Annotated in this window: 15 protein-coding genes; 8 read left to right on the top strand and 7 right to left on the bottom strand. The window is 64.4% G+C overall.

Translation table 11 applies throughout. The features are described 5' to 3' along the window. The first annotated feature begins 7 nt into the window (after positions 1-7). Entirely contained in the window at positions 8-958 is a 951-nt protein-coding gene (gene secF / locus P3T23_RS18870; RefSeq protein ID WP_429317668.1) for a protein translocase subunit SecF, read from the top strand. 141 nt (positions 959-1,099) lie between these two features. Here secF and P3T23_RS18865 read toward each other — a convergent pair whose 3' ends face one another. The 4 genes from P3T23_RS18865 to P3T23_RS18850 form a co-directional block, all read right to left on the bottom strand. Then, complete coding sequence (locus tag P3T23_RS18865; RefSeq protein ID WP_429317667.1) at positions 1,100-2,377, bottom strand: MFS transporter; 1,278 nt, start codon at positions 2,375-2,377, stop codon at positions 1,100-1,102. A gap of 276 nt (positions 2,378-2,653) precedes the next feature. Next, positions 2,654-3,220, bottom strand: a complete 567-nt coding sequence (locus P3T23_RS18860) for a YceI family protein (protein WP_429317750.1) — start codon at positions 3,218-3,220, stop codon at positions 2,654-2,656. Between the two features lie 61 nt (positions 3,221-3,281). Then, positions 3,282-3,845: a YceI family protein gene (locus P3T23_RS18855; RefSeq protein ID WP_429317666.1), complete on the bottom strand. Its 564-nt coding sequence runs from the start codon at positions 3,843-3,845 to the stop codon at positions 3,282-3,284. Between the two features lie 8 nt (positions 3,846-3,853). After that, positions 3,854-4,414 (bottom strand): cytochrome b, encoded by a 561-nt coding sequence (locus tag P3T23_RS18850; RefSeq protein WP_429317665.1) that lies wholly within the window; start codon positions 4,412-4,414, stop codon positions 3,854-3,856. Positions 4,415-4,836: 422 nt separating this feature from the next. Here P3T23_RS18850 and P3T23_RS18845 point away from each other — a divergent pair, with 422 nt between their 5' ends. The 7 genes from P3T23_RS18845 to P3T23_RS18815 all read left to right on the top strand — a co-directional run bounded on the left by P3T23_RS18845 (position 4,837) and on the right by P3T23_RS18815 (position 13,235). Further along, the gene (locus tag P3T23_RS18845; RefSeq protein WP_429317664.1) at positions 4,837-5,517 is read left to right on the top strand and encodes a paraquat-inducible protein A; all 681 of its coding nucleotides are present in this window, start codon (positions 4,837-4,839) and stop codon (positions 5,515-5,517) included. A 7-nt stretch (positions 5,518-5,524) separates the two neighbouring features. Further along, entirely contained in the window at positions 5,525-6,178 is a 654-nt protein-coding gene (locus P3T23_RS18840; RefSeq protein ID WP_429317663.1) for a paraquat-inducible protein A, read from the top strand. Next, entirely contained in the window at positions 6,171-7,790 is a 1,620-nt protein-coding gene (locus P3T23_RS18835; RefSeq protein ID WP_429317662.1) for an intermembrane transport protein PqiB, read from the top strand. The genes P3T23_RS18840 and P3T23_RS18835 overlap by 8 nt, the downstream gene beginning before the upstream one ends. Then, entirely contained in the window at positions 7,787-8,584 is a 798-nt protein-coding gene (locus P3T23_RS18830; protein WP_429317661.1) for a PqiC family protein, read from the top strand. The genes P3T23_RS18835 and P3T23_RS18830 overlap by 4 nt, the downstream gene beginning before the upstream one ends. Positions 8,585-8,900: 316 nt before the next feature. Beyond that, positions 8,901-10,997 carry a site-specific recombinase gene (locus P3T23_RS18825; RefSeq protein ID WP_429317749.1) on the top strand — a complete coding sequence of 699 codons (2,097 nt, stop codon included), beginning with the start codon at positions 8,901-8,903 and terminating at the stop codon, positions 10,995-10,997. A gap of 142 nt (positions 10,998-11,139) precedes the next feature. Further along, the gene (locus P3T23_RS18820) at positions 11,140-12,432 is read left to right on the top strand and encodes a THUMP domain-containing class I SAM-dependent RNA methyltransferase (protein WP_429317660.1); all 1,293 of its coding nucleotides are present in this window, start codon (positions 11,140-11,142) and stop codon (positions 12,430-12,432) included. A 116-nt stretch (positions 12,433-12,548) separates the two neighbouring features. Beyond that, complete coding sequence (locus P3T23_RS18815; protein WP_429317659.1) at positions 12,549-13,235, top strand: helix-turn-helix transcriptional regulator; 687 nt, start codon at positions 12,549-12,551, stop codon at positions 13,233-13,235. Between the two features lie 61 nt (positions 13,236-13,296). Here P3T23_RS18815 and P3T23_RS18810 read toward each other — a convergent pair whose 3' ends face one another. The 3 genes from P3T23_RS18810 to P3T23_RS18800 form a co-directional block, all read right to left on the bottom strand. Further along, a complete protein-coding gene (locus P3T23_RS18810) occupies positions 13,297-14,751 on the bottom strand; it encodes an NAD(P)(+) transhydrogenase (Re/Si-specific) subunit beta (RefSeq protein WP_429317658.1) in 1,455 nt (484 codons plus the stop codon). Beyond that, positions 14,752-15,078 carry an NAD(P) transhydrogenase subunit alpha gene (locus tag P3T23_RS18805; protein WP_133660933.1) on the bottom strand — a complete coding sequence of 109 codons (327 nt, stop codon included), beginning with the start codon at positions 15,076-15,078 and terminating at the stop codon, positions 14,752-14,754. Positions 15,079-15,144: 66 nt separating this feature from the next. Beyond that, on the bottom strand, positions 15,145-16,296 hold the full coding sequence (locus P3T23_RS18800; RefSeq protein ID WP_429317657.1) for a Re/Si-specific NAD(P)(+) transhydrogenase subunit alpha: 1,152 nt from the start codon (positions 16,294-16,296) through the stop codon (positions 15,145-15,147). Positions 16,297-16,554 lie beyond the last annotated feature (258 nt).

The following is a 16,554-nucleotide window of genomic DNA, read 5'->3' as shown; positions in this document are numbered from 1 at the left end:
GAAGATCATGGAATTTTTCCGTATCCGCAAAGACATTCCGTTCATGCAGCGCGCGTTGCTGTTCAACGCGATCTCGCTCCTGACGTTTATCGCTGCCGTGTTTTTCCTCGTGCACCGCGGGCTGCATCTGTCGGTGGAATTCACGGGCGGCACGGTCATCGAAGTGCAGTATCCGACGGCCGTACCGCTCGAACCGGTGCGTGACACGCTCGGCAAGCTCGGTTACGCCGACGCTCAGGTGCAGAACTTCGGCACCTCGCGCGACGTGCTGATCCGCCTGCCGCTCAAGCACGGGCTTACGTCCGCGCAGCAGAGCGACCAGGTGATGAGCGCGCTGAAAGCCGAAAACGCGCAGGCGCAGTTGCAGCGCGTCGAGTTCGTCGGCCCGCAGGTCGGCAAGGAACTCGCCACCGACGGTCTGCTCGCGCTCGCCTGCGTGGTCGTCGGCATCGTGATCTACCTGTCGTTCCGCTTCGAATGGAAATATGCCGTCGCGGGCGTGATCGCCAACCTGCACGACGTGGTGATCATTCTCGGCTTCTTCGCGTTCTTCCAGTGGGAGTTCTCGCTGTCGGTGCTGGCTGCCGTGCTCGCAGTGCTCGGTTATTCCGTGAACGAATCGGTCGTTATCTTCGACCGGATTCGCGAAACCTTCCGTCGCGAGCGCAAGATGACGGTGATCGAAGTCATCAACCATGCAATCACGAGCACGATGTCGCGGACCATCATCACGCACGGCTGTACGCAAATGATGGTGCTGTCGATGTTCCTGTTCGGCGGCCCGACGCTGCACTACTTCGCGCTGGCCCTGACGGTCGGTATCCTGTTCGGCATCTATTCGTCGGTGTTCGTTGCGGCGGCGCTCGCGATGTGGCTGGGCGTGAAGCGCGAAGACCTGATCAAGGACAAGAAGGAACGCCACGATCCAGGTGACCCGAACGCAGGCGCACAGGTTTGATATCCACTGAGCGCTGAACGTAGAAGCACCAAAGACAAAGGCCGGTTCTTTCGAACCGGCCTTTGTCGTTTACCGCGCCTGTCATGCTCAACATGGCTGTTGCCGCCCGCAACGGCAACCCACGTTAGCGCTCACTACGGATCATTTAAAGCCCAGCTTGCGCCGCGCCGCAATCAATGCGCTCAGACTGATCACAGCGGCGAAGATCACATAGAAGCTCGGAGCCGTTTTCGTACCGGTTGCGCTAATGAGCCACGTAATGATGAACGGTCCGAAGCCGCCGAAGATCGTCACCGCGATGTTATACGCAAGCGACATGCCGGTCGTACGCGTCTGCACGGGAAAGATCTCGGACAGAAGGCCGGGTAGCGCGCCAAAGTATCCGGTCATCAGGAAACCGAACACGATCTGCATGACAATCAAGGTAACAAATGTCGGATGAGCGGCGAGCCAGGCGAAGGCCGGATAGATGAGCACGAGCAGAAGCACCGCCGACACCAGCATGATTCCGGTTCGCCCGTGCCGGTCCGACAGATGACCGACCACCGGCGCAAACACCAGCTGGATCACGCCCACCAGCAGGATCGCCGCGAACGACACCGATTGCGGCAACCCTAACTGCTTCACGCCATAGGTCGGCATGAAAAGCACCAGATAGGTCGACACCGTGCCCAGCACCACGATGCCCATCGCGATGAGAAGCCGCGCCTTCTGGCTTGCGAACGTATCGCGTACCGGCGTCGGGGTGGTTTCGGCGGCGAGGAATTCGGGCGTCTCGTCGAGCTTCGTGCGGATGTACCAGGCTACCGGCCCGATCAGCAGACCAAACAGGAACGGCACGCGCCAGCCCCACGAGACCATCTGCTCCGGCGACAGCTTGCCCGTCAACACGAAGCCAAAGAGCGCGGCGAGCAGCGTGGTGAGGCCCTGACTGGCGATCTGCCAGCTGGCGAAGAAGCCGCGCCGCCCCGGCACGTGCTCGGCGAGGAACGCCGTCGCGCTGCCGAACTCCCCACCTGCCGAAAAGCCCTGCATCAGCCGTGCCGCGACGAGGATCAGCGGCGCCGCAACGCCGATGGTCTCGTACGTGGGCAACGTCGCGATGATCAGCGTGCCGGCCATCATCAGGAGAATCGAGAGCGTCAGCGCGGCCTTGCGCCCTGCGCGATCGGCGTAAGCGCCGAGCACGACTGCCCCGAGCGGGCGCATGAAGAATGTCAGGCCAAACGTGCCCAGTGTGAGCAGTAGCGAAACTGTATCGTTCCCTGCGGGGAAGAACAGCCTGGAGATGAACACCGCGAAGAACCCGTAGACCACAAGATCGAACCACTCCAGCGCGTTACCGATCGACGCGGCGACCACGACACGCCACGGTCTGTGGCGCGCCGCTGCGACGCTTGCAGCTGTCGTTGCATTCATTCAGATCTCCGGTGCGCGCTGGATAGTTATGGTCACGCGGCCCGACTGGATGCGCGCACAACCAGTCGGGTTATAGCGCCACTACGTACCTGAAAAATAATAAATTTGCGAGCGGCAGGATTACGCGCCCGCCGCCGCGATCCACCGCGCGCGCAATAAAAAGCCGCTTCGTCGCAAAGCGAACGAAGCGGCTTTTTTCCCGGCAGTACCCGCACACCCCGCCGGCGCGGCTTCCAGGGCCCGTGGAAAGGCCCGGGACAGCGACCGTCAGGAAGCTTACTGCTTGATGCCTTCCGACTGGATATGAAGCTTCGTGTCCATGCTGAAGCCGTACGACTTGCCGAACTCCATGCCAAAGGCTGAACGGTCGAATGACGTGCTTGCCTCCACACCGCACACTTCGCGCTTCAATACCGGATGCTGCATGCACTTGAACGATTCGATCTTCAGGTTCACCGGTTTCGTCACACCGTGAATCGTCAGGGTGCCGACCACTTCGACAGGCTTGTCGCCGTCGAACTTGATGTCGGTGCCCTTATAGGTCGCCGTCGGGAATTTGGTGACGTCGAAAAACGCGTCCGACCTCAGGTGATCGTCGAGCTTCGTGTTGCCGGTCTGGATCGATGCCGGATCGATCGTGACGTCGACGGTGCCCGTCTTCGCGGCGCGATCGAGCGTGACCGTGCCCGAGGTCTTCGTGAACTTGCCGCGCCACACCGACAGGCCGCCGAGGTGATCGGCCTCGAAGCTCGGGAACGTGTGGTTCGGGTCGAGTTGATAAGTATCGGCGGCAAACGCGCCGAACGAGAGCGTCGAGGCCAGTACGCCTGCGGCGAAGAGCAGATGTTTCTTCAAGTCATTCTCCTTCGGATATCCGGTTACATTGCGCGCGCGAGCGCAAAGACTACTTGTGAGCAGCAACGATGTGAAACTTGATAACCACCTCGTCGGCGACGGTCGAGGTGTCTTTCCATTCGCCCAGCCCGATATCGAACTGCAGGCGTTTGATCGGCAGTGCGCCGTCGAAGCTCTGTGTGGCGCCCTGCTGCGTGACCGTCACCGGCACGACGACCGTCTGCGCCTTGCCCTTGATCGTCAGCTTGCCGGTCACCTTGAACTGGTTGCCGCCGGCCGGCGCGATTGCGCTCGATGCGAACGTGGCGTTCGGATACGTCTTCGCGTCGAACCAGTCCTTGCCGCGCACTTCGCTGTTGTAGCTTTCGTCGCCGAGGTCATAGCTGCCGACGTCGACCGAGAACTGCGCATTGCCTTCGGCCGGTTTGGCCGGATCGAACGCGACCTGCGCGGTGAACTTGTTGAACTTGCCCTCGACCGGCACGTTCATCTGCTTCGACGTCGCCGTGATGGTGCTCTTCGCGAGATCCACCTGGGCGAACGCGCTGCCTGCGGCGCTCAGCGTCACGGCCGTGAAGGCGGCGAGCACGGTGCGGTGAAACGAAACCTTCATGTTTATCCTTATTTGATGAAAGGGATCATGCGCGACAGCAGGCCGTCGCGATCCACCCATTGATGCTTGATGGCCGCCGCGACATGCAGCACGACCAGCGCGAGAAGCCCATAGTTCAGCGTCACGTGGACGACCTTGAGCACGGCCTTCAGGTGCGGATCGGGCGAGATCAGCATCGGCAGGCGCACGAGTCCAAGATAGACCACCGGAATGTTGGACGCCGAACTGTACAGATAGCCTGAGGCTGGAATCGCGATCATCAGCGCGTAGAGCAGCACGTGGACGAGCTGTGCCGCCACCCGTTGCCAGGCGCTCATGTCGCGCGGCAGCGGCGGCGCCGCATGGGTCGCGCGCCAGAGGATGCGCAGCACGGCCAGCCCGAACACGGTAACGCCAATCCACTTGTGCCAGGAAAAATAACGCAGCTTGGTGGGCGTGAAGCCCGGAATGTCGGTCATCACCCAGCCAAGCGCAAACCCGCAGACGATCAGCAAGGCGATCAGCCAGTGAAACGCGATTGCGGTCCGCGAGTACGAATCAGGGCCGGCTAGCGAAGGACGAGTTGCCATGACGGATCAGCGCAAACAGGGTTAACGGAGCGGCCGGGGCAGTTATTCCGGTCGCGTAAACGAGGCATTCTGGCGCGCGAGATGCTCGCCGGAATGCACGACATACGCCAAGGCCGCCATGCTACCGCAAGCATCAAAGGCTGGCTCGGCACACCTTCGCAACGCACTGTCGCGGGAATGGAACGAATTGGGGCCGGAAAGTGTCCGATTCCTTTGCCGGCCGGCGTCGCACGGCGGCGTAGACAACATCAGAAACGCAATGTATGACGCGTTTGGTAACATTGCGCGGAACCCCGCCAAGAGGGGCATGCACCGGCCGCGCAGGCTCCGCCCGCTTTCGGGCGCGCTGCCGCAGCCCGTGCGACCGCCGGGCCAGCCGGCATGGCGCGTTCCTGTCCACGTTGTTTTGCCTTTGCTACTACATGGAACATGACAACCTGATTGCGTGCCACGAGTGCGATGCGCTATTCCGCAAGCCGCGCCTCGAACGTCGCACCATCGCGCGCTGCCCGCGCTGCAAGGCGACGCTCTACCGGAGCGCTTCGACGCAACTCGACGCCATCGTCGCGATGACGCTCGGCGCGCTGATCACGTTCCTGATCGCGCAGGCATTCCCGATCGTCGAGCTCGAAACGGGCGGCATCACGTCGCAAACCACGCTGTTCGGCGCGATCGTAGCACTGTGGAACGAGCAGATGGAGATCGTCGCGGTCATGGTCTTCTGCTCCACCACCCTGTTCCCGCTGGTCGAGCTTCTTGCGCTTCTCTATGTGCTCGTGCCCGTGCGCGCCGGTTACGTGCCGCCCGCTTTCAATCTCGTCCTGCGTGCGATCCAGTTCGTGCGGCCGTGGGGCATGATCGAAGTATTCATGCTCGGCACGCTGATCACGATCGTCAAGATGACGAGCCTCGCGCGTGTGATTCCCGAAGCCTCGCTATTCGCGTTCGGCGCGCTCACGCTGATGATCGCGGTAGTCGTCACCTTCGATCCGCGCACGCTGTGGGACGTCGCCGATGCGCTGCCGCGCGAGCGCCTGCGGCGCATCCGGAAGATCTCGGCTGCGCGTGCGGCGGCCCGCGCGACCGAGCCGCGCCAGGGATGACCGCCCGATGAAATACATCACGGCAAAACGCGCAGGGCTGGTCGCCTGTCACGCGTGCGGACGGGTCGAGCGTTGGCTCGGGTCCGCGCAACCTCAGCACTGCAAGCGTTGTGGCGCCGTGCTGCACCGGCGCAACCCGGACAGCCTCATGCGCACCTGGGCGCTGCTGATCGCGGCGGCATTGCTGTATATTCCGGCGAACCTGCTGCCGGTGATGCACACCGCCTCGCTGGTAGGCGCCGAGGACGACACGATCATGAGCGGCGTCGTCTACTTCTGGACCTCAGGCGACTGGCCGCTTGCCGTGATCGTGTTTATCGCGAGTATCCTGGTGCCGATGCTCAAGCTGAGCGTGCTCGCGCTGCTCACCGTGACCGCGCAACGCCGCTCCAGCTGGCGTCCTGAACAGCGCATCAAGCTCTTCCGGATCGTCGAGCGCATCGGCCGCTGGTCAATGCTCGATGTGTTCGTCGTGACGTTGACCGTCGCGCTGGTGCGTTTCCAATCGCTCGCAGTCATCACGGCCGGACCGGGGGCGCTGGCGTTTGGCTCGGTGGTGGTACTCACGATGGTGGCTTCGATGCAGTTCGATCCCCGCCTGATCTGGGATTACGTGGACGAAGGCAAGACAGAAAAACCTCAGGAATCGAAACATGACTAGCCCGCAAGGACCGACCCTGCCGCCCGATCTGCCCGATCCCGACATCGAGCGCCCGCGCCGTAGCTGGCTGCCGTCGCTCGTCTGGGTGATTCCGCTGGTCGCCGCGCTGATCGGGGTGGCGCTCGTCATCAAGTCGGTGGCCGACAAAGGACCGACGATCACGATCAGCTTCGTGAGCGCAGAGGGCCTCGAGCCCGGCAAGACCAAGGTCAAGTACAAGGATGTCGACGTCGGCTCCGTGAAAACGATCACGCTGGCGAAGAACCTGTCGCATGTGATCGTCGAAGTCCAGCTGACGAAGGAAGCCGAAGACTTCGCCGTCAAGGGCACGCGCTTCTGGGTCGTGAAGCCGCGCATCGGCGCAAGCGGCGTGTCGGGGCTCAGTACCTTGCTGTCGGGCGCGTACATCGGCGTGGACGCCGGGCGCACCGACGAAACGCAGAAAGACTTCGTTGGCCTCGAAACGCCGCCGCCGATCACAGGCGACCAGAAAGGCCACCAGTACACGCTGCGCGGCGATTCGCTCGGTTCGATCGACATCGGCTCTCCCGTCTATTACCGGCGCGTGCAGGTCGGCCAGGTCGTCGGCTTTTCGCTCGACAAGGACGGCACCGGCGTGACGATCCAAGTGTTCGTCAGCGCGCCGTATGACCAGTACGTGGGCATCAATTCGCGCTGGTGGAATGCGAGCGGGGTCGACGTCCGGCTCGATTCGAGCGGCTTCAAGCTGAACACGCAGTCGCTCGCGACGGTGATCGTCGGCGGCCTCGCGTTCCAGTCGCCGCCGGGGCAGCCGGTCGGCACGCAGGCGCAGAACAACACGCTCTTCCGCCTCGCCACGGACGAAGCCGATGCGATGCGCGCCCCGGACGGCGAGCCGTTGCAAGTGGTGATGAACTTCAACCAGTCGCTGCGCGGGCTGTCGGTCGGCGCGCCGGTCGACTTCCGCGGCATCGTGCTGGGCCAGGTGACCGGCATCGCGATCGACTACGATCCCAAGGAACGCAACTTCACGATGCCGGTGACGATGAACCTGTATCCGGACCGCCTCGGCAAGCGTTTCCGCGAGACGGTGCGCAAAGAGGATGTGGTCGCCGGACGCGAACTGCTCGAACGCCTCGTCAAGCACGGGCTGCGCGGCCAGTTGCGCACGGGCAACCTGATCACGAGCCAGCTGTACGTCGCGCTCGACATCTTCCCCAAGGCCCCGGCCGCCACGGTGGATGTCACGAGCAACCCGCTCGAGTTGCCGACGATTCCGAACACGCTCGACGAACTGCAGCTGCAGGTGGCCGACATCGCGAAGAAGCTCGATCAGGTGCCGTTCGACCAGATCGGCAACAACCTGAACAGCGCGCTGAAGAACGCCGACAAGCTCTTCACGCGACTCGACTCCGAAGTGGTGCCGCAGGCACGCGACACGCTGGCGGCGGCGAAGCAGACGTTCGGATCGGCCGAAGCGACGCTGCAGCAGGATTCGCCGCTGCAATCGGATGTTCATCAGGCGCTGCAGGAACTGACGCGCACGCTGCAATCGTTGAACGCGCTGTCCGACTACCTCGAACGCCATCCGGAATCGTTGCTGCGCGGTAAATCAGGAGACAAACCATGATGTTCGCCCGCCTCCCTCATCCGGCGCGCGGGCTGGCACGCGCCGCTCTGCGCACTCCCATGCGCGCGGCTGCCCGCGCATTCGCCCTGGTCGGTCTCGTTGCCGGGGTGGGTTTGACGGCGGCCTGCTCGTCGCCGCCGAGCCACTTCTATACTCTCAATGCGGACGACACAGCGGACAACACAGCGGCCGCCACGCGCACCGCGGCAAGCCCGGCGATGCTGATCGAAGTGCCGCCCGTCGACGTACCGCCTCAGGTCGCGAAAAACCAGCTGGTCGTGCAGACCGGGGCGGCCCAGGTCCAGGTGCTCGAACAGGAACGGTGGGCGTCGCTGCCGGGTGACGAGATCCGGCGTGCGTTGTCGTCGTATCTCTCTGCCCGGCTGGGCGCGATCGACGTGTACGGCACGCCGCATCCGGATGGCGTCCCGGTCTACCGCGTCAAGGTCACGGTCCAGCGCTTCGAGTCGTGGCCCGGGTCGCACGCGCTGATCGACGCCGTGTGGAGCGTGCGCGCCATGCGCACGCAGGCGGTGTTGACCTGCCGCAGCGTCGTCAACCAGCCGGTGGCGGGCGGGTACGATGCGCTCGCCGACGGCCACCGTCGCGCGGTGCAGGCGATCTCGCAGCAAATCGCCGCCGGCGTAGAGGCGCTGGCCGCCGCACCGCAGGTGCGGATGGCCGCGCCGGCGAAGGGCGCGTCGTCCGTTGCGACGACTGCGCCGGCTGCCATGCTGCCGTGTCCATCGCCGGTCGAACCGGCCGCTGCTTCGTCCGGTAACGGAAACGGTTGAGGTTTGCACGGCTCTCCGGGAAGCGCGCGTTTCGCTGGCGTGCGTTCCCGGGTTTCGCCACGCTTACTGCCCTTACTGCCCTTACTGCGCCCTTGCGCTTTTGGGTTAGCGGCGTGTATGGGCACGTGCAGCCGCTCGCCACGCAGCGCCAGATTCCGTCATTGGACGATGCGTCTGCCTCGTCGCCCGTTGCCACATGGCATGGGACGCGATCGTCTACCATCGGCCGTCAGGCCAGCTTGCCTTGCTCGCGCCGTCCGGCGATCCTGATCGCATCGCGCTCGTAGCAACGCGCCCGGCATCCCTCTGGAAGAACATGTTTCGTTACCTCACAACCGTGATCAAGAAGTGGCGCGCCTCGCGCAGCAGCGGGCATCAGCTCGACGCCCTGCTCGCGATCGCCGACGCCAAGGCGCCCTACGCCGAGCGCAGCGAATGGCTGATCGAGCTTGTCCACTGGATTCATCGCCGCGGCGCATTGCAGGCGGAGCCCGGCGAATCTGCCGAACATGAAGCGCGTCCGGTCCAGGCGCACACCCGTCTGCGCTACGCACTGCATGTGCTCGACCGCAATCCGGCCTGGAAGACCAACGTGGCGGGCATCCTGCGCGCACTGCTGCGCGAAAGCGACGGCATTTCGCTGTTGTGCGATGCCGGTATGCCTGTCCATTCCGGCTTTTTCGGGGCGCTGACGGAGCGCTTCCAGTCGTCCCTGATTCCGCCGGCGCCTAACCGTCGCGAACTGGGTGCGCTGTTCCGGCTGATGTTCACCTCGAAAGACGATGTCGACTGGATCGGCAAGTTGCCGGTCGACCTGCTCGAACGCATCCGGGATCTGTTCGACTACGGCGCCGCCGATGATCAGCGGCCAACCAGCGCGTTCTCGCTCGATCTGCTTGCGGCGCTGCATAACCTGACCTGCCAGATCAGCTCGACGGGCCTGTCGCAGACGGTGCGCACCCGCCTTGGCGACGCCGACGCGCGCACCGCGACCGAATCGCAGCCTTTCTACCGGCTCACGCGGGCGATGCTTGCGGTCGAGACCGCGCATCAGGCGGTCGAAGAAGGCGCGGAGCCGGGCCGGCTGCTCCATGAGGTCAACTATCTGCGCTTACTGCTGGACCAGTGCCGCGTCGCCATCGACGATGTGTTCAGCCACCTCTACCGCAACGGCGTCAGTGTCGACATCGTGTTCCAGGTGGAGCGCATGCGGATGCGCATCGCCCGCGCGGAACATCTGCTGGACACATGGATGGCGCCCGATGACCTGCGCGCCGCCGCGCGCCTCCTCGCAGAACTCGTGCAGGCGAACCAGGCAAGTCAAAGCATCTCGCACCTGCTGCGCGGCAATTTCTCGCTGCTCGCCCGCAAGGTCGTCGAATACAGCGCCGACACAGGCGAGCACTACATCGCGCGCGATCGTGAAGAGTATCTGAAGATGCTGCGCATGGCCGCGGGCGGCGGCCTCGTCACCGTGGTTACCGTGTGCGTGAAATTTGCGATTACCGGTGCGCATCTGTATTCGATGCTCGAAGGGCTGCTGGCTGGCATCAACTACGCCTCGAGCTTTCTGCTGATGCACTTCCTGCACTTCTCGCTCGCGACCAAGCAGCCCGCCATGACCGCGCCGACGCTCGCCCGCGAACTCGACTCAGCGGGCACGCCACACGGCGTGGACGAGTTCGTCACGTCGGTGATCGCCTTGATCCGCACGCAGGCGGCAGCGGTGCTTGGCAATGTGCTGGTGGTCTTGCCGGTGTGCCTCGGCGTGCAACTGCTGTGGCGCCCGGTGTTCCATGCGGACATCATTTCGCCGGAGAAGGCGCATGCCACGCTGCGCTCGTTCTCGCTGCTCGGGCCTACGCCGCTCTACGCTGCGCTGACCGGTGTGCTGCTGTGGTCGTCGAGCCTGCTCGCGGGCTGGGCGGACAACTGGTTTGTGCTGCATCGGGTCGGCGACGCGCTCGCGTACAACCGCCGCCTGCGTCTCACGCTCGGTGCGGCCGGCGCTGGCCGGCTGGCCCGGTTCTGCCGCTCGAATATTGCGGGTGTGGCCGGCAACATCTCGCTCGGGCTGATGCTGGGGCTGGTCCCGGCCCTTCTCGCCGCCTTCTTCGCCTTCGGCTTCGAGGTACGGCACGTGACACTGAGCGCCGGTTCGATCGGCGTGGCGCTCGGCGTGCTGGGCAAGGCACCGCTACGTTCAGCGGAGCTGTGGTGGGCGGTCGCCGGTGTATGCAGCATGGCGGTGCTGAACGTCGCGGTGAGTTTTGCACTCGCGTTCCATATGGCCGTGCGCTCGCGCGACTTGCGGCGCACTCACGTCCGGTCCTTGCATCACGCGGTGTGGCGTCGCGTATTCAGCCGTCCGACGGCGCTCGTCTGGCCGGTCGGGAGGCGCCGCGATGGCTGATCGCAGGGGCTGAGGAACAGCGACCGTCGCCGCGCGTGCGCCGCCACGGCACAGCGAGCGTTACGGCACGCATGCGCAGCCCGGAGTACAGGCGCCGACCGCGTACAATACCGCCTTACCCTCCAGCCTTCCGGCAACCTCAATGTCCTTCGATTTTTTCGTCCCCTGCCCACGCGGCCTTGAAGCCGCCCTGGCGTCCGAACTCGCCGGAATCGGCGCGCGCCATCTGAACGGCGCACCGTTCGAAGCCGGCGCGCAAGTCCCCGGCGGCGTGCATTTCCGCGGGGGATGGGCCGCCGGCATGGCGGCCAACCTGCATTCGCGCATCGCGAGCCGCGTGCTGCTCAAAATCGCCCAGCGTCCGTACCGGACCGAACAGGATATCTACGCGCTCGCAGTCGAGCAGCGCTGGGAACAGTGGTTCTCCGCGAACGAAACGCTGCGTGTCGACGTCACTGCGATCAAATCGCCGCTTCGCAGCCTCGAATTCACGACGCTGCGCGTGAAGGACGCGATCTGCGATCGTCTGCGCGAAGTCAGCGGTGCACGGCCGAGCATCGATACGGCTGTCCCCGACGTGCGCGTATTCGCATTCCTCACCGCCACTGACTGCACGCTCTACCTCGACACGTCAGGCGATCCGCTCTTCAAGCGCGGCTGGCGGCTCGACAAGGGCGCGGCGCCGCTGCGCGAAAACCTCGCGGCAGGCATCCTGTCCCTCACCGGCTGGACACCCGGCACGCCGCTCTACGATCCGATGTGCGGCAGCGGCACCTTTCTCGCCGAAGCCGCGCAGATTGCGCTGAACATCGCGCCCGGCGTCGACCGTCGTTTCGGCTTCGAGAAGCTGAAGCAATACGACGTCAAAGTCTGGCAGTCGCTGAAAGTGGGGGCCATCGATGCAAAACGCGCCGCGCGCGCGTCGCGCACCGATCTGCAGATTTTCGGCAGCGACATTTCCGGCGACATGCTTGACAAGGCCCGCGCAAACTTCGAACGCGCCGGCCTGCCGGCTGTGCCGCTCAAGCAGGTGGACGCCCGCGGCATGACGCCGCCGGCCACAACGCCCGGTATCCTCGTCGCCAATCCGCCGTATGGCGAGCGGATCGAAGTGCGTGGCCGCGGTCCGCGCGGCGAGATCCGCAACACAGGCCGCGAAAGCCGCGAAGGCCGTGATGACGAAGGGTTCAAACGCGTCCATACCGATACGCCGGACAGCGAGTTCTTCCAGTCGTTGGGCGACGCGCTCAAGCAACGCTTCACGGGCTGGCATGCGTTCATTCTCACGTCGGACCGCAAACTGCCAGGCCAGTTGCGCCTCAGGGAATCGGCCAAGACGCCGCTCTTCAACGGCGCGCTCGAATGCCGTCTGTTCCGTTTCGATCTGATCGCAGGCAGCGTCCGGCAGCGCCCCGCCGCCGATACGCAGGGCTGATTCGCGTCGACGGGCATCAGTCCCGTCCCGCGCCCTGCCTTGCCCGTTCAATCTTCCTGCGCATTTTCCATTCATCCATCGCCCCTGCCCCGCTCGACTTACGCCAGACACCCACGATGTCGCGTCGCGCCGATCGTCTCTTCCAGATTGCCGAACTGCTGCGCGGCCGGCGGCTGACCACCGCGCGGCAACTGGCCGAATGGCTGAACGTCTCGCCACGAACGGTTTATCGCGACGTGCGTGATCTGCAGTTGTCGGGCGTGCCGATCGAAGGTGAAGCAGGAATCGGCTACCGGCTGAGCCGGACCGCAACCCTGCCGCCGCTCACGTTTACCGCCGACGAACTCACCGCGCTTGCCGCCGGTGCCCGCATGCTCGAAACGTGGGGCGGTGCGAGCTTTGCCTCGGGTGCTCGCGGCGCGCTGGCGAAGATCGCCTCGGCGATGCCCGCCGACAAGCGCGCAACGCTCGAACGTGCGCCCTTCTTCGCGCCGTCGTTTCACGTCAAGGGTGAGTTCCAGGAGAAGGTCGATGCGCTGCACCGGGCGATCGACGGGCGCCGTGTCGTGAGCTTCGCCTATAACGACCGGAACGACGCGCACACGGAGCGGCGCGTGTGGCCGCTCGGCCTCGTGTACTGGGGCGCACGGTGGACGGTCGGCGCGTGGTGCGAACTGCGGGAGGGGTTTCGCAATTTCGACGTCGAGCGCATGCGGGAGGTCGAGTTGTGCGAGGCGTTTCCCGATATGGAAGGACGCAGGCTTGCGGATTTCCTTCGGCACGTGAGGGCTGAGTCCCGTTGAATGCCTCGTGTCAGCCACTTTCGCGCCGGCCCAGCGGACCGACGCGAAATGGGCAGCGCCATCATTCCACCGACTTCACCATATCCTCGATCACCTTCTTCGCATCGCCGAAGACCATCATGGTCTTGTCCATGTAGAACAGATCGTTGTCGAGACCGGCATACCCCGCCGCCATCGACCGCTTGTTGACGATCACAGTCCGCGCCTTATACGCCTCGATGATCGGCATGCCCGCGATCGGCGACTTCGGATCGTTCTTCGCCGCCGGATTCACCACATCGTTTGCACCGAGCACCAGCACCACATCGGTCTGGCCGAACTCGTTGTTGATGTCGTCCATCTCGTAGACCATGTCGTACGGCACCTCGGCCTCGGCGAGCAGCACGTTCATATGTCCCGGCATCCGTCCGGCCACCGGGTGGATCGCATACCGCACATCGATGCCCTTCTCGACGAGCTTGTCGGTCAGCTCCTTCAGTGCGTGCTGCGCGCGTGCGACGGCAAGACCATACCCCGGCACGATCACGATGGTTTCCGCATTGCCGAGCATGAACGAGGCATCCTCAGCCGACCCTGACTTCACCGGCCGCTGCTCCTGCGCACCACCCGCCGCTGCCGCACCGCCTTCGCTGCCAAAGCCGCCCAGCAGCACGTTGAAGAACGACCGGTTCATCGCGCGGCACATGATGTACGACAGGATCGCACCCGACGACCCCACCAGTGACCCCGCGATGATCAGCATCGGATTGTTCAGCGAGAAGCCGATGCCCGCCGCCGCCCAGCCCGAGTACGAATTGAGCATCGACACGACCACCGGCATGTCCGCACCGCCGATCGGGATGATGATCAGCACGCCCAGCGCGAACGCGATCAGCGTCATGATGATGAACGGCAACCACGCCTGCGTCAGGAAAAAGATGATGCCGAAGCCGAGCATCCCCAGCGCAAGCAAAAGGTTGATCAGATGCTGGCCGGCATACACGACCGGCGCGCCCTGGAAGAGCCGGAACTTGTATTTCCCGGACAGCTTGCCGAACGCGATCACCGAGCCGCTAAAGGTGATCGCCCCGACGAACGTGCCGATGAACAGTTCCACCCGGTTGCCGTAGGGCAGGAAGCCTTCGTACGGCGCATCCTCGACGCCGAGCCCGAACGCCGCCGGTTCCGACACCACCGCATACGCGATACACACGGCCGCCAGACCGATCAGCGAGTGCATGGCCGCCACCAGTTCGGGCATCTTCGTCATCTCGACGCGGGCGGCCACGAAAGCCCCGACCGCACCGCCGACGATCACGCCCGCGCCCAGCAACACCAGCCCGAGCTCGAGGTTCGAGCCGAGTCCGGCCGCCTGCTTTACGATCAGCGAGATAGTCGTGAGGATCGCGATGGTCATGCCGACCATGCCGAACACATTCCCGGCGCGCGCGCTTTTTGGATTTGACAGCCCCTTGAGCGCCTGGATGAAGCACACCGACGCAACGAGGTACAGCAGCGTGACGAGGTTCAGGCTCATTTATGCACCCTCCTTGCCTGCCGCCGGCAATTTCTTCGGCTCTTTCTTCCTGAACATCTCCAGCATTCGCCTTGTCACGAGAAACCCGCCGAACACGTTGACCGCCGCGAGCGCCACGGCAATGGCGCCGAAGAACTTCCCGGCGCCACCGAGCGTCAGTCCCGCCGCCAGCATCGCGCCGACGATCACGATCGCCGAGATCGCGTTGGTCACTGCCATCAGCGGCGTATGCAACGCCGGTGTGACGTTCCAGACGACGTGGTAGCCGACGTAGATTGCCAGCACGAAAATGATCAGGTTGATCACTGTGTGGTTGATGACTTCCATCGCCAATCTCCTTTGTCGACCAAAGTTGGCGCTTTAGCGCCTTACTCTGGTCCCATGCACGTAGTGCTAAGCCTTGCGCGTGACTTCGCCGTCGCGGGCCAGCAGCGTGGCCGCGACGATATCGTCCGCAAGATCGATGTTGAGTGCGCCTTCCTTCGTGATGATCAGCTTCAGGAAGTCGAGCAGGTTGCGCGCGTAGAGCGACGACGCGTCGGCCGGGACCATCGACGCCAGGTTCGTATAGCCGGCGATCTGCACGCCATGCCTCGTGACGACCTGGTCGGCTTCGGTCAGCGGACAGTTGCCGCCACGCCGGCCGCCTGCACCGTCCACTTCCGGCCCACGTCCCGCCGCCAGGTCGATGAGCACGGAGCCCGGTTTCATCGACTGCACGGTTTCGGTGGAAATCAGCGTCGGCGCCGGGCGGCCGGGAATCAGCGCCGTCGTGATCACGATGTCGGCCTGTTTGGCCCGTTCGTGCACCAGCGCCGACTGACGGGCAAGCCACGAAGGCGGCATCGGCCGCGCATAGCCGCCGACGCCTTGCGCCGCGTCGCGCTCCTCGTCGGTTTCATAGGGCACATCGAGGAATTTCGCGCCGAGCGATTCGATCTGCTCTTTCACGGCCGGCCGCACGTCGGACGCCTCGATCACCGCGCCAAGGCGTTTGGCCGTCGCGATCGCCTGCAAACCCGCGACGCCCGCGCCCAGAATCAGCACCCGCGCCGCCTTCACGGTGCCGGCGGCCGTCATCAGCATCGGCATGAAGCGCGGGTAGAGCGTCGAGGCCAGCAGCACGGCCTTGTAACCGGCGATGTTGGCCTGCGACGACAGCACATCCAGGCTTTGCGCCCGGGTGGTCCGCGGCGCGGCTTCCAGCGCGAATGCGGTCACGCCGGCAGCAGCGAGCTGCGCGGCATTGTCGGCATTGAAAGGTTCGAGCATGCCGACCAGCACCGCGCCGCGCTTGAGGAGCGGCAGTTCGGCAGCAGTCGGCGACTGGACTTTGAGGACGAGATCGGCGCCGAACGCGGTTTGCGCGTCGACAAGTTCCGCCCCGGCGGCCGCAAAAGCGTCGTCGGGGAAGCTGGCGCCGGTGCCGGCGCCGCTCTGGACCGTGACCCGGTGGCCTTGGGACACGTACTTTTTGACCGTCTCGGGCGTCGCGGCAACGCGGGTTTCGTAGGCGCGCGTCTCGGCTGGCACTCCGATGTGCATCGTTGAATCCTCCTCGACCTTCCTGTTATTTCACACAGATCTGCCGACGAGGCACGCCGGCTTGCGATTTGCAACAACGGCTAACTGCCCCACTTTAACCGAAACCGGGGGGCGAATCGGAATTAGGGACGATCCGGGTTACAGAAAGCCCGAATGGCCGGGCCAGCCGGATTTGGGAGAGCGACCGGCTAGACCGGCTTGCCGGCGGTTTTCCCGCCGCCTGTCCGCCTCCCGGCAGCCGTGCCCCATAGACGGTAA

The sequence above is a fragment of the Paraburkholderia sp. GAS448 genome (genome assembly GCF_050435685.1).
In the GTDB taxonomy this organism is placed as follows: domain Bacteria; phylum Pseudomonadota; class Gammaproteobacteria; order Burkholderiales; family Burkholderiaceae; genus Paraburkholderia.
The sequence above is the reverse complement of the archived record's forward strand: the minus strand, read 5'-3'. Positions and strand labels throughout refer to the sequence as shown.